This window comes from Paenibacillus sp. GXUN7292 (genome assembly GCF_050864975.1).
Lineage (GTDB): Bacteria > Bacillota > Bacilli > Paenibacillales > Paenibacillaceae > Pristimantibacillus.
Map to the genome: position 1 here is coordinate 351859 of NZ_JBOZWO010000001.1, position 13997 is coordinate 365855.

Genomic DNA, 13997 nt, shown 5'->3' on the forward strand with positions numbered 1-13997 from the left:
TCTGGTGCGAGTGCAGCGTTATGGAATATAAAGTAAATGTGCCTGTTCATAGGACGGCGAAGTATTTTATTGTTGACGCATATCGCTGAAAATAAAGAATAATTATTATTTTAGAAACCAGTTAAAAGGAAAAACGTACTATCTATAGAAAGCTATAACAGGCGGAATTTGTCGGAAGGGAGATGAGCGTGTATGGAAACTTTATTTCTAGTGTTGCTAATAACAGGCATATTATATGCGGTAGTCACCTTTTTCTTTGGCGATTGGGTAGGTGATGTGCTTGATGGCTTTCCGTTATTTCAGTCGACAGTGCTCGTCAGCGGGTTGACGGCGTTTGGCGGAAGCGGACTGCTGCTTTATCGTTACAGCCCCTTGCAAGGATTCATTTTGGTTGGCGCCGCGCTAATTATTGCTGCAGCTTTAGCAACCTTAGTATTTTTCCTGTATGTCAAGCCAATGAAAAACAGCGAGAATTCAATTGCGTTTAAGCTGCAATCATTGGAGGGGGCTATTGGAGAAGTGCTGACGCCGATTCCGGCTTCTGGCTATGGCGAGGTGCTTGTAAAGGTTGGCGCAGGCGTCACGAATCAAATCGCTGCCAGCTATGACGGCACATCGATTCCATCCGATGCGAAAGTCGTTGTCGTGGAAGTAAAGGAGCATACACTTTTTGTATCGCCCATTCGCCTGTAACCATCATTTTAAAATAGAAAGGAGATATGCTTATGCAAGAAATTTATGTTATTCCAGCTATTGTTGTTGGTGTTATCGTTATTCTTGGTCTTGCCTTTTGGGCTAGATACAAGACGGTCAGCCCGGACGAAGCGATGCTGGTCACAGGTTCTTTTCTCGGAACCCGCAATTCCTTGATTGATGAATCGGGAAGAAAGGTAAAAATCATTCGAGGAGGCGGCGCGTTTATATTGCCGATTTTTCAGAAGGCAGAGTTTTTGTCCTTGCTTTCCTTGAAGCTTGACGTATCGACTCCCGAGGTGTATACCGAGCAAGGTGTTCCTGTTATGGCCGATGGCGTAGCCATTATTAAAATCGGCGGAGCAGTAGAAGATGTTGCTACCGCAGCCGAGCAGTTTCTAGGCAAGCCTACGGAAGCGCTTAAAAGCGAAGCACAAGAAGTATTGGAAGGTCATTTGCGCGCTATTCTCGGCTCCATGACGGTTGAAGAGGTTTATCGCAACCGCGATAAGTTTGCTCAAGAGGTGCAGGCAGTTGCTGCAAAGGATTTGAAAAAAATGGGTCTGCAGATCGTTTCCTTTACCATTAAGGATTTGCGTGATAAGCATGGTTACTTGGATGCGCTTGGTAAGCCGAGAATTGCTGCGGTTAAGCGTGATGCCGAAATAGCGGAAGCCGAAGCGGTTCGTGATGCGCGTATTCAGAAGGCGCATGCAGCTGAAGCTGGCCAGAAGGCGGAGCTGCTGCGTGATACGAATATCGCCGAAGCTGAAAAGGATAAAGAGATGAAGGTTGCTTCCTTTAAGCGCGATCAGGATACAGCGCGCGCTGAAGCGGATCAGGCCTATTCTATTCACGAGGCGAGAGCGAAGCAGAATGTTGTTGAAGAACAGATGAAGGTTGAGCTCGTTCGTAAAGAACGTGAAATCGATTTGGAAGCCAAAGAGATTTTGCGCCGTGAAAAGCAGTATGATGCTGAAGTGAAGAAGAAAGCGGATGCTGACCGCTATGCTGTTGAGCAGGCTGCTGAAGCAGACAAAGCAAAGCGTCTCCGCGAAGCGGATGCATTGCAATATCGCATTGAAGCGGAAGCCCGCGCTTTGGCGGAGCAGAAGCGTCTTGACGGTCTTGCGGTAGCTGAAGCGGAAAAAGCGAAAGGTACAGCTGAGGCTGAAGTTATCCGTTTGCGCGGTTTGGCAGAGGCGGAAGCGAAGGAAAAGCTGGCTGAAGCGTTTAGTAAATTCGGCGAGGCTGCGGTTCTTGATATTATTGTTAAAATGCTTCCAGAGCTTGCTGGCAAAATTTCCGAGCCAATCAGCAATATTGACAAGCTGACAGTTGTCGATACAGGAAATGGAGAAGGGGCTGCTCGTGTGAGCAATTATGTTACTTCTTTAATGGCCACTGCTCCAGAAATGTTGAAGAGCGTATCTGGAATCAACGTAAACGAACTTATCCAAGGCTTGACTCAAAAGGCTATTAAGCTGCCGACAGCAGACGCAGCGCCTGTCAAAGCGACAGCAGAGCCTGCTGCTAAAGTGATTGCTGCCGCAGAACAAGTCGATCCTTCAAAGCTGTAAAAAGCTTTAGGATCCCGATCAGGCAAAACATAGAATATCGAAAGAAACAAAAAGAAGGGGCTGTCCCAAAAGTAGGTTTGCTCGCTTGATGAGATAGCTCGCTACACAAAAAAACTTAAAAATAAAGGAATGGCGATGCAAAGGGAGATCATCCCTGCATCGCCATTCCTGATTTTTGGTCCATAGCTGCCTTCTTGAGTAAATTATGGGCGAGCGAAAGCCACCCGACCTCAAGGCTAACCTTCGGCAGGCCTCGAAGCAGAAAACGCGATATACGTGATGAGGCTGGCACGCTTGGGAATGCACGTTGTTCCGCAATGAAGGTCCTTTTATATCAAGTCATTTAATTATGCTGGCAATAGGTATAACGATTAAAGAGTGGGGCGTGCCGCCGCCTGAGTCGTTTCAAAGGCGACTATGGTAATAGAGCGCCCTATATTATAAGGCGCCCTAAAAAAAGGTTTTAGACTGTGCGACGACGACGCTTTTTACAAACTACAAGTACTTTTTGACCAGGATGAAGAAATATCGTAATCGGTCTTCTGTGTTTTCTCATAGAAGTCACCACCTTGTACCAAGATAATCTAGTATATGTTTTTTTAGTAGATTTGATTCGGACGGGTGTGTATTTTCTGGAAAAACCTAGTAATCTGATTGACCCTATTCACTAAATATATTGGAGCGGTGTACAATGGCCGACAAACAAATTACCAATAGGAGGAATAAAAGTCACAAATGTATTAAGAAAAGGCCCAAAATGGGCCTGGGGGGCGAAAAATATAAGAAGGTAACTTTTAACTTATTTGTTGGGGGGTGATGAAATTAGAAGCCAAATCCACCGCCACCAAAGAAACCACAAGTACAAGCAATAATGACCAAAAGAATGAAGAGTACAAGAATAAAGCTAGAGTTGTTATTGCCACAACCAACACCACCTACAGCACCCACTAAGCTCTCACCTCCTGTGTGTTAGTACACGATAAGATATGCACTCTTTTCATAATGTGATTGGGTGTTTGTACTGAGGCATTTAAACCGTGATATTAGTTTAGATGCATCAGGATTCGCCAGCTTCAAAATAAAAAGACCGGACAGTTTTTTTGTCCGATCCTATGGGAATTAGATTAAATCAATCCATAGTCCCATGTAACTGCCAATAAAGTTGAACAATTGCTTTTCAAACATGAAATGCTTCTGGTAGAAATGTATATGTTTTTCTGGGTCTATATGTTCATAAAACTTTCAGAATGTTCCTTACGAAAAAAAATGAAAAAGTCGTCCCTATATGAGACGACAATTATCTATTCCTCATTTAAGTTGTGTAAAGGTACAGTTAGCTCTTTCTCTGGATCATCAATAGGGTAGATCCTTGCCATTTCAGTTGTTTCGTCAACATGTTGGATATATATTTTTAATCCTTGATAGGTCACGTTAGCCATGTTGGGTGAATCGACGATCTCTTGCGCTCTTTGCTTGTTAATGTTGAAAACCTCCACATTTGTTATGACTACATTTTATTATTATACAAATATCAATAGTTATTCTTATTTATAGGATCCCTATTCTTAGACATGGGACTTCAGGTGTTTTTTAGACCTTAACTTACCCGCTAATGGACCTTAATGATGGCACAAATGTAGCATCTATGTTTTTTTCCTTTTTTTGTTTCAGGTTTTCATCAGAAACGACTTAACACCACCAACAAAAGAGGATTTTGAAGAACATAAACAGATGCACGCAGACCACAAAAAATTCATGATTGAAAAGTATTGAATTAACTCTATGCTAGAAGTAATAAAAAATCGTAAGTGTAGAGAGGTGAATCCTTTGATAGAATGGTATTATGCCACTAACCAATAAAATCCACTTATGATCTTTGTATCACAGGTGGCTTTTTTATAGGAATATATTACTAGAAATCATTGTGTATTATGTATGAATTTGTAACAATTTGTTTATGTTTAAGTATTATATTGCAATTAAAAACGAACGTTTTGGTGAACCATTGAGCAAAGAAGAAGCTCTTAAACAGTACTTTGAACTCAAAGCAAGTTTTAAAGACTTATGCATATTGATTTATGATGAGAAAGATAGATTATGTGGGAGAATACCTAAAAAATAGCCGCATTAGAAAGCATCCCTGCCACTCTTTTGTATATACTATCCATTAGCGTCTACCCACGAATTATTATTATTAATTAGCCCTAAAAACAGCCCCAAATAAGTGCATTTCTTTGCTTTTTCCTGCATTTTTGTCAAAATGAAAAAAAGCCCAGAACCCTTGATATAAGGGTTCTTAGGGCTTTTTGTGCATCCAGAGAAAATCCGTTAACGGCTGTAGAACTCAACGATTTGCTTCTCGTCGATTTCCTGGGACAATTCGTCACGAGCAGGTAGACGAACGAATTTGCCTTCTAGCGCTTGCTCGCTGAACTCCAAGTAGTTAGGAAGGTGATTGCGGCCTTCCATAGCTTCTTTAACCGTTTTAAGAGAACGGCTGCGCTCACGCAAACTAATTACATCGCCAACAGAAACAGTGTAGGAAGCGATATCCACTTTCTTGCCGTTTACTGTAATATGACCATGAGATACAAGCTGGCGTGCGCCTGCACGAGTGTTAGCAAATGCAAGACGGTAAACAAGGTTGTCCAGGCGGCTTTCAAGAAGGATCATGAAGTTCTCGCCGACAATACCTTTCATCTTAGCAGCTTTGTCGTATAGGTTACGGAATTGCTTCTCTTGCAAACCGTACATATGACGAAGCTTTTGCTTCTCTTGCAATTGAATGCCGTATCCGCTAATTTTTCTGCGTAGGTTTGGTCCGTGTTGTCCTGGAGGGAACGGGCGTTTCAAGTCTTTTCCGTTACCGCTCAAGGAAATGCCTAGGCGGCGGCTTAATTTAAATTTAGGTCCTGTATAACGTGCCATGCGTCGTGTTAACTCCTTCATCAAATGAAATTTTGATAAATGGGGTTGTGTTTCGCCGAATACGTTCTGCTGACGAATTAGCTCGTCCCTGATTTGCACTTCAGCCGCTGGCGAATCAGTGAACATATTACATGAGGGTGACACAAAACCCGTACGCCCATATATTCAACATTTATATTATAGGAGATTCATTGCAAAAGTCAAGAGAAAGACAGGCGGGAATTGAAATGCGAATCAAGGTACCACTTTGAGCCGATTTGTTTCATAATAATAATATTTCTAATTTTAAAATAAAAGCATTCAAGGCGATATGAGAAAACTGTCAGATTCATTAATCTTTTGTAAAAAAGAGTCTAAAGTCCTATAAATTTTACATTATTATAGTGCAAAATCCTTAACAATCAAGTATGATGAAAGAAAGAGGGCTCATCTCCTTGTAAATTGCTGAAAGGGTGGGAGCTGAATGAAAACTATACTTAATAACGAATTAATTTGGTTTGCCAGCGAAGATTTTAAACACGCTGATCAGCCGTACCTCCCCCCCTTGTTGAGTGAGAGCTTTGCAAAGTGGAGAAGCGAGGCAGCACAAATAACAGCTAGTGACGAAGGGTATTTTATTTTAGTTGACGACTGCGGCAGGAGGCACGGCGTTAGCGGGAACACCTCCTCGTTTCAATTAGAGCAAGGCGATTTGAACATCCTATTGCAGAGCGTAATCTCCGAAGCAATTAGAGAAGGCTCGCCAGCAGTGCGCAGTCACGGAGAATTCAAGGTGATGGCGGTACCTCTCCTTAAGCGTACGGAAGATGCAGTGTTTGCTGTATTTTTATACGCAGCTCTCCAGCACACCAGCATGACGGAGGCAACAATACAAGCATGCGCCATGCATTATCGCAGTTGCTTCTATTATATATTTGAACAAATTTACATGAAGGCTATCATTGAGCAAGAGGAACGGATGGTACGCGAGGCAAGAAGAGGGGAAGCACTGCTTATTGCATCTCGCAAAATGTACAATCAGAATGACGTTTCCAGTGTGCTCAGCGAGCTGCTTAAAGGCGTAGAAATATTGTATGAATCCTCAGAAGCTCATCTGTATTTGTCCCAGGATCATGTGCACGGTGATCCGAGAGTGCATCCGCTAGTATTCGACGTGATGGCCCATGATATTATTGCAGAAGCTTTTTTGAATGAAAAGCCTGTTATTGAACCGTATGCAAACGGTCAGCTCGCGATAGCTGTGCCGCTGACGGGCAAGCAGGCCGCTTATGGCATACTTAAGATTTTAATCGCAAGCGATAACTGGAATGATTCAGATTTGCACATCATTCGCTTGTTCGCGGACACGGCAGGCTCGGCATTTGAGAATGCAAAGCTGTATGAGCAGTCTAATATGCTTATTAAGGAGCTCAGGCTGATTAATGAGATGACCAAGCGGCTCAACCAATCGCTAAGCCTGAAAGAAATATTTCAATTCGCGACGAATGAACTGTTGTCGATTTTTCAAGCCGACTACTGCTGTATACTGCAGCTAAGTAAGGAAAGCGATTCCTTTGAAGTGAAGGCGAGCAATGTGCCAATGCTTGTCAAAACCAAATTTGCGATCGAGTACGGATTCAGCGGCATTGTTTATCGTACGAAAGAGCCTTTGATCATTTCTGATTATATGAATTCTTCCGCCGTTTCTTCTACTTTAATGGATAATACAGATTCCCGTTCATTAATTGCAGCCCCTATTTTTGTAGAAGGAGAAGTCATCGGCGTTATTTTAATTGCACACCGCATTGCGAACTACTTTTCCTATGAAAATTACAAGCTGCTGCAAGTAATCAGCACGCATGTAGGTTTGGCGATTGCCAATGCATCGCTGCATGCAGAAGTGCGCCGCATGGTGATTACAGATAATTTGACCGGGCTGCATGCGCGCCATTATTTGAATGAGCAAATCGTTAACAAGCAACGTTATGATAGCTGCGGTTCGTTAATTTTGGCCGATATTGATTTGTTTAAACAAATTAACGATACATTCGGTCATCTCATTGGCGACGAAATATTAGTTCAAGTTAGCAGCATTATACAAACCGCTATACGATCAGGCGATATTGCAGCCAGATGGGGCGGGGAAGAGTTAGCGATATATTTGCCGAAGATCGGCATTGAGCAGGCGCGTGTCATTGCCGAGCGAATACGCGATCAGGTTTCCAGCAAAACGAATCCTCGAGTAACGGTATCCTGCGGCGTGTCTGAATGGCAAAGCACACATGAGAAGATAAGTGTAGAATCGCTGTTTTACCGGGCGGATATGGCCCTGTATGACGCCAAGCATAAGGGCCGCAACAGGATCGTTGTAGCTGCGGAATAGCAATAGGAGAGCTAGCAGTCAAACTATATATGTTCGATCGAAGGAACGCCGTCAGGCGTTTTTTTATTTTAATAATTACTATTGGAAGGAATAATGAACGGTTTGCCTAGGGATGCTAGATTGTAACTGGCCTATTGGCAGAAGTGTGAAAGTCTGCAGCGGAGCAGAAAGCTTTCTGTCAGAATAACCAGAACAAAGCTATTGGAGGACGCAGTAATGAAATGGTTAAGCAAGAACCGTAAAAAGGCTTTAGTCAGCATCGTCGTCATTGCAAGCAGCATCGCGCTGGCAGGCTGCAACATCATGAAGCCCAGGCTGGAAGCAAAGGACTGGATTTCGCTGGCCTATGCGGGACTGGAAGCAACGGATCATTATGAATTCACAGGCTCTACTTCCATTGAAGCAGATGGTTATTCTATGATGAAGCCGTTTACCTTTCAAGGGAAAGTAACCGACCATAATCAATTGACCGTGCAGTCCAGCGCCGAAAAATCGCAATATTCGCATCCTTCGCAAATTTTAAGACAGCTGAAGGCGGATAACTATGAGGCTTCTATCGTTGAGTTTGGCAAAGATCCGGAAACATCTGCGTCTACAGTAAAAATAAAATTGGATGAGCTAAGCGAGAATGCTAAAAAACGCTGGGAGGAGCAGCTTAAGGATCAATTGAAGGAAATTGCTGTCTCATTGCCAGACGGCAGCGGCAGCCACACCAAAGAGTGGGAAGAGGAGCTTAAGCGCTCCGAGGAGCAGCTGGCCGCTATGCTGGGCACGCTGCAGGTAAGCTCATCGACTGCAGTTGTTATCGATACAGCGCGCATGCTCCCGCTTAAGCTGAATGAGTATACACAATTTCAATATGAGCGCGACGGCAAGCTGATGAAGGAAGTAAGAAGAACCGTTCTGCATCTGCATTCCTTTGACGGCCGAGCAAGCAATGCTATGCAGCGCTAATGAAATCGTGATACGATTATATTATGAAATTTTAGTTATGCAAGCGGGAAGGAGATTAGACAATGCGTGATCCAAGATTACAAAAGCTGGCACAAAATTTGGTGCAATACTCAATTGATGTACAGCCAGGTGAAAATGTTTTGATTGATATGATAGGCAAAGAGGTAGAGCTAGCCAAATGCTTGATTGAGGAAGTGGCGAAGCGAGGCGGCAGGCCTTTTGTTGAAACAAGCGATCGCTCCGTTTTGCGGACTATGCTGATGCATGCCACTAAAGAGCAAATGGAGCTATGGTCGTCCTTGGATTTGGAAAGAATGAAGCAAATGCAAGGCTATATAGCTGTTCGCTCGGGAGACAACATCAATGAACTGGCTGATGTGTCTGAAGCTAACATGCGACTGTATGATCAAATCTATCGTAACCCAGTACATATGGAGCAGCGAGTGAAGCGAACGAAGTGGGTTGTGCTTCGTTATCCGAACGCATCGATGGCGCAGCTTGCCAATATGAGCACAGAAGCGTTCGAGGATTTTTATTTTAATGTTTGCAACCTCGATTATTCCCGTATGGATAAGGCGATGGATCCGTTGCAGCAGCTGATGAATCGCACGGACAAGGTGCGCATCGTTTCGCCTGGCACGGACTTAACCTTTTCAATTAAAGGAATCGGCGCGAAAAAATGCGCAGGCAACCGCAATATTCCTGACGGTGAAGTCTTTACAGCGCCAGTGCGCGATTCCGTACAGGGCACGATTACGTACAATGCGCCAAGCGTACAATCGGGTGTGACATTTGAGAACATTAAGCTGACATTTAAAGATGGAAAAATTGTTGAAGCGACGAGCAACGATACTAAGCGGATCAATGAAATATTCGATATGGATGAAGGCGCGCGCTATATAGGCGAATTTGCAATCGGTTTTAATCCTTATATTCAGCATCCGATGAATGATATTCTTTTTGACGAAAAAATCGACGGCAGCCTGCACTTTACGCCAGGCCAGGCTTATGAAGAGACCGATAATGGGAATCGCTCTGCCTTGCATTGGGATTTAGTATTGATACAGCGTCCTGAGTACGGAGGCGGAGAGATTTATTTTGACGATGTGCTCATTCGCAAGGATGGACGATTTGTTATTCCGGAACTGGAATATTTAAATCCTGAGCATTTGAAATAGGCGTGAATATGCTTTTAAGCATAATCATTATAGGCTGTGAATATATACTGATAACCGCTTTAAAATATAAAATTTCTCTTGAAGGATAGTACGTTTTAGGTTAACATGGTTTCAAAGGAAAGCTTTACTAAAAATAGTATGGAGGGATCCCCCATGTCCAATAACGCAGCTATCGTTGAAATTTCTCAGGCAGCAGGTCAATTCACATCATCTATCGTTCTACAGGCTGATAATAAATATATAGATGTGAAAAGTATTTTGGGACTATTTACTACATTGGTGGGCGGTCATTCCTATGAGCTCCATGTACACGGTCCGGATGCAGAAGCAGCTAAAGAAGCAATGTCAGCCGTTTTTGCAAAGCATAACCTGAATGTAAAAGTAATTTCTGAATAATAGTGTCATGGCAAAGGAGCGCTTCTTACGAAAAAGAAGCGCTTTTTTGTTTTGTCCTTGTGTATTGACAAGTTTTCGACTAATATAAATATATAAGACAGTGGATGTGCACTTAGGGGGGAAAACGATGTCTGTGCCTGAAATCACAATATTAATGCATGAGAAGGCGCTTCGTCTTCTTCAAGAGGATGCTAGTAAAATAGAGAAGCTAATCGAAGTTCAAATGGAAAACTTGACGACGCGTCAATGTCCGCTATATGAAGAAGTGTTAGATACTCAAATGTATGGTTTTTCTCGCGAAGTGGATTTCGCTGTACGAGCAGGCTTGCTTGGAGAATTAGCGGGTAAAGAAATCATTAGCAGGCTGGAACGGAATTTAGCAGTGCTATATGAAGCATTGGATCGAAAGAGCAGCCTTTAATACAGGCTGTTTTTTTTATTGCTTTCGCGGAAGAGGATAGGCTGGTTTGTTAGGTTGGTGCACCGTGTAAAAAATAGTGCAAATTTGGACAAGATTCATTTATTTATGATTTAAAAAATACAATAAATGCTTGTTTTTACATGACAATTGTCATATTTATTGCTGAAAGCCGCGTTCGTTCTTGCTTGTGGCCCACAGTTCTATTACAATGGACGTATATGGTAAATGGAGGAGTGAATGACATGACCGAAGACCTTCAAACGGGTATGATTCGAATTTCTGATGATGTAGTAGCTACAATTGCAGGACTTGCTGCGCTGGAAACTCCTGGCATAGCAGCTATGTCCGGTGGTATTTCCGAGGGCCTTGCAAAGCGTCTGAGCGGTAAAAATGTTCAGAAAGGCGTATCGGTCGAAGTCGGACAATTGGAGGCTGCCATTGATCTGCGTATTATTGTCCACTATGGTATTCCCATTCAGGAAGTTTGCCGTCAGCTTCAATTGAACGTTCGCGAGTCAGTTGAGAATATGACTGGTCTTAACGTAGTCGAAGTAAACATAAAAGTAGAAGGTGTAGCTTTCAAAGAAGAAGAAGCAGTTGAAGAGCCGCAGCTTCGTTTGAAATAATTGACTAACGGCATTTCTCAATTCGAGAAATGCCGTTGTTTTTATAAGCAAGATCAAGTTGAAAGCAATGCAGTACACCAATATTTTAGGCTCAAATGTTAAAAAGCTGCCCTACAATTGTGGGCAGCCATGCATATTCATATAAGTGCGGTTATGTTTGATTAGCTTAATGCTTTGGCAAGCTGCTGCAAGCGCTGCTTCACCGTGTCCATAATATGTCCTGGAACTAGCGATTCATACTCCAAGCCATGAGGGAATGTTGCCCGTCCGATATAAACATGCTCAATTTCAAGAACAGCATGCGGATTTTCGAGCTTGCCTTCGATTGCTCTGGCATTAATGCGCAAATAGTAATCTGAGCCGGAAGCGCGATCAGAAAGCTTAAGGTCATATGTTGCACGGAAGTAATCCCACTGCCAGCGCACGAAGCCAGCTTTTTCAGTGGAAGCATCCAAGTGATGAAGTTCAGTTTGAATGCCGTTAAGGCCGCTATTTTCAATAATCATTGTGTTTCCTCCCAGTTATAACTAATTATCATGGTTGATCGTCTTTTCTCATGATAGTATGTTTCCCCACTCCGCGCAACCCTATGATGCGGTCAATTGACGGTTAAAAACAACAATTTCAAGAAATGTTCATCACAAACGTACATTTAGGACCATTTATGATGCCATCCTTTTATATTCAAGCATTTATTTGCTAAAATACATACACGAAGCAATAGGATCCCAGATCTACATTTATGCTTTATTCAGAAGAAGGAGGGGGAAGATAATGAGCAAGCAAGCAGAACAATTTATGGGGCGCATTGAAGAGCTTATTATAAATTGGCGAAGACATCTGCATCAATATCCGGAGCTTTCCTTTCAAGAAGCGGAGACATCCAGATGGATTGCCGGACAATTAGAGCAGCTGGGCTGCCAGCCATTAACCAATATAGGCGGTCACGGCATCATTGTAACAATTGACAGTCATAGGCCAGGACCAACCGTTGCCCTTAGAGCGGATATAGATGCCTTGCCGATTCAAGATGAAAAAGATTGTACATACCGGTCAAGGCACAGCAATGTCATGCACGCCTGCGGGCATGACGGCCATACTGCAGCATTATTAGCGATTGCTGCCTATTACCAGGACAACAAGGATTGGGTTGGCGTAAGAAAGCTGATTTTTCAGCCTGCGGAGGAGGTTAGCCCGGGTGGAGCGGCAAGCATGATCAAGGCTGGAGCGCTGCAAGGGGTTGATGTTATATATGGGGTACATTTATGGACGCCGCTGGATATAGGCAGCTGTTCGTCCGTCAGCGGCGCATTTATGAGCACAGCAGATGAATTTATAATTGATATTTTTGGAAAAGGGGGCCATGGCGGCTTGCCTCACCAATCGGTAGATGCCATTATTGCGGGGACTGCTCTTGTACACTCTGTACAAACGATTGTTAGCCGCAATGTTAATCCGCTGCAGCCGGCCGTCATAACGATTGGCTCTATACATGCAGGCTCTGCTCCTAATGTGATTGCAGAGAGATGCCAATTAAAAGGGACGATACGCTCCTTCGACGAGCCTACGCGCCAATATATGCAGCATAGGCTGGAAGACGTTATCCAGCATGTATGCGCGCTGTACCAAACTGAATATAAGTACGAGCTTAGAGAAGGCTATCCTACGCTTGTCAATAATAAGGAGGAGACGCAGCGATTTTTTGAAGTCGCGCGGGCGCAATTCGGCGAGGAAAATACGATACAAGCACAACCGATCACAATTGCAGAAGATTTTTCCTATTATTTGCAGCAGATCCCGGGATGCTTTATGTTTGTAGGCGCGGGCAATGATGCGGCAGGCGCCAGCTATCCTCATCATCATCCTATGTTTGATATTGATGAGCGGGCAATCGCATATTCCGCCCGTTTGCTAATCGGCATGGCGGAAAGCTACTGCGCCGAGCACAAATAGCCTCCAGCTGTATGTGCATCAGCTTGAAGGCTTTCGTTCAAATGAATTTAGTTATCCTCCCACACAGCCACCAGTTCATTTTTGTCCGTATACAGCTCTGCTGGATCTTTTTCATTAAGATGCCAGATATTATCTGCTTCCCAAATCAATGTATTTGGGGAGCTCTTTTTATTAACAGCATTTTTTCCTGAAGCGATTTGTACGGAACTATTGGCCTCCAGTGCATAATCATGAAAAACAAAGGTTTGGTTATCTTTTACGCTAACGAGCTTCCATCCGTCAAGCTCGATGCTGTTTTGCGATATATTCGTAATTACGACGAGCTCATCCTCTTTATCAACCCAAATACGAATTCCTAATTCATCCGCTTTTTTTACAGGGATATCCACATTTCCTGCTTCTGTGCCTGAGCGCCAAATGCCATTTTGATTTTGCTTGGCTGTTTGTTCAATTCCTTTGTAAATATTTTCCATCTTCACATTAGGTTCGTTAATGACAACAGTCGCCAATCCTTCCTCAAGCAGCAGCTCATTAAGAATTCTGCCATCTCTCAGCTCAACGATTGCTTCTAATTGTCCTAAAGCATTAACTGCCTGTTTATCAAAGGTAAGTTTTACTTCTTTTGAATTTTCTAATTGGGTGCGAGTGAACAGTGCAGCCTGCAGTCCTAAATGCTTAAGATCATCGGGTGTATTTTTGATTTCCGGCACTTCCAGTGATAAAAGCTTAACTGTATTTGTTTTATCGCCATTTTGAATATGAAAGGTGTCTCCATCGACAAAGCTGGATACCGTATACCACTGGTTAGCTTTAGGCACGTCAACCTTGGAGCTTGTCTGGCTGGAGCAGCTGGCAAGCAATATAGTAAATAAGATAAAAACGATATATTGTTTCATTAGAGGAAAC

Annotated in this window: 14 protein-coding genes; 9 read left to right on the plus strand and 5 right to left on the minus strand. The window is 43.2% G+C overall.

Annotated elements, in window-relative coordinates; all coding sequences use genetic code 11:
- Positions 1 to 192 precede the first annotated feature (192 nt).
- Both ACRRU2_RS01555 and ACRRU2_RS01560 read left to right on the plus strand, forming a co-directional pair.
- Complete coding sequence (locus ACRRU2_RS01555) at positions 193 to 693, plus strand: NfeD family protein (protein ID WP_331701731.1); 501 nt, start codon at positions 193 to 195, stop codon at positions 691 to 693.
- A 32-nt stretch (positions 694 to 725) separates the two neighbouring features.
- Entirely contained in the window at positions 726 to 2273 is a 1548-nt protein-coding gene (locus ACRRU2_RS01560) for an SPFH domain-containing protein (protein ID WP_432499740.1), read from the plus strand.
- Between the two features lie 822 nt (positions 2274 to 3095).
- Here ACRRU2_RS01560 and ACRRU2_RS01565 read toward each other — a convergent pair.
- The 3 genes from ACRRU2_RS01565 to rpsD form a co-directional block, all read right to left on the minus strand.
- Positions 3096 to 3221: a sporulation protein YjcZ gene (locus tag ACRRU2_RS01565; RefSeq protein ID WP_331701728.1), complete on the minus strand. Its 126-nt coding sequence runs from the start codon at positions 3219 to 3221 to the stop codon at positions 3096 to 3098.
- Between the two features lie 353 nt (positions 3222 to 3574).
- On the minus strand, positions 3575 to 3754 hold the full coding sequence (locus ACRRU2_RS01570) for a small acid-soluble spore protein H (RefSeq protein ID WP_331701769.1): 180 nt from the start codon (positions 3752 to 3754) through the stop codon (positions 3575 to 3577).
- A gap of 847 nt (positions 3755 to 4601) precedes the next feature.
- Positions 4602 to 5201, minus strand: a complete 600-nt coding sequence (rpsD, locus tag ACRRU2_RS01575; protein WP_331701727.1) for a 30S ribosomal protein S4 — start codon at positions 5199 to 5201, stop codon at positions 4602 to 4604.
- 463 nt (positions 5202 to 5664) lie between these two features.
- Between rpsD and ACRRU2_RS01580 the strand changes: the two genes are divergently transcribed.
- The 6 genes from ACRRU2_RS01580 (at position 5665) to ACRRU2_RS01605 (ending at position 11138) form a co-directional block, all read left to right on the plus strand.
- Positions 5665 to 7563 carry a sensor domain-containing diguanylate cyclase gene (locus tag ACRRU2_RS01580; protein ID WP_432499741.1) on the plus strand — a complete coding sequence of 633 codons (1899 nt, stop codon included), beginning with the start codon at positions 5665 to 5667 and terminating at the stop codon, positions 7561 to 7563.
- A 216-nt stretch (positions 7564 to 7779) separates the two neighbouring features.
- Positions 7780 to 8517, plus strand: a complete 738-nt coding sequence (locus tag ACRRU2_RS01585; RefSeq protein WP_432499742.1) for a hypothetical protein — start codon at positions 7780 to 7782, stop codon at positions 8515 to 8517.
- A gap of 62 nt (positions 8518 to 8579) precedes the next feature.
- The gene (locus tag ACRRU2_RS01590) at positions 8580 to 9695 is read left to right on the plus strand and encodes an aminopeptidase (protein ID WP_432499743.1); all 1116 of its coding nucleotides are present in this window, start codon (positions 8580 to 8582) and stop codon (positions 9693 to 9695) included.
- Positions 9696 to 9848: 153 nt separating this feature from the next.
- Positions 9849 to 10091: an HPr family phosphocarrier protein gene (locus ACRRU2_RS01595; RefSeq protein WP_331701723.1), complete on the plus strand. Its 243-nt coding sequence runs from the start codon at positions 9849 to 9851 to the stop codon at positions 10089 to 10091.
- 127 nt (positions 10092 to 10218) lie between these two features.
- Positions 10219 to 10512, plus strand: a complete 294-nt coding sequence (locus ACRRU2_RS01600) for a YlaN family protein (RefSeq protein ID WP_331701722.1) — start codon at positions 10219 to 10221, stop codon at positions 10510 to 10512.
- Between the two features lie 242 nt (positions 10513 to 10754).
- The gene (locus tag ACRRU2_RS01605) at positions 10755 to 11138 is read left to right on the plus strand and encodes an Asp23/Gls24 family envelope stress response protein (protein ID WP_331701720.1); all 384 of its coding nucleotides are present in this window, start codon (positions 10755 to 10757) and stop codon (positions 11136 to 11138) included.
- A 161-nt stretch (positions 11139 to 11299) separates the two neighbouring features.
- Here ACRRU2_RS01605 and ACRRU2_RS01610 read toward each other — a convergent pair whose 3' ends face one another.
- Positions 11300 to 11644 carry a YugN family protein gene (locus ACRRU2_RS01610; RefSeq protein ID WP_331701719.1) on the minus strand — a complete coding sequence of 115 codons (345 nt, stop codon included), beginning with the start codon at positions 11642 to 11644 and terminating at the stop codon, positions 11300 to 11302.
- Between the two features lie 268 nt (positions 11645 to 11912).
- Here ACRRU2_RS01610 and ACRRU2_RS01615 point away from each other — a divergent pair, with 268 nt between their 5' ends.
- Positions 11913 to 13091: an amidohydrolase gene (locus tag ACRRU2_RS01615; protein ID WP_432499744.1), complete on the plus strand. Its 1179-nt coding sequence runs from the start codon at positions 11913 to 11915 to the stop codon at positions 13089 to 13091.
- Positions 13092 to 13138: 47 nt separating this feature from the next.
- Here the strand turns inward: ACRRU2_RS01615 and ACRRU2_RS01620 are convergent, their stop codons facing one another.
- Positions 13139 to 13987 (minus strand): thermonuclease family protein, encoded by an 849-nt coding sequence (locus ACRRU2_RS01620; RefSeq protein WP_432499745.1) that lies wholly within the window; start codon positions 13985 to 13987, stop codon positions 13139 to 13141.
- Positions 13988 to 13997 lie beyond the last annotated feature (10 nt).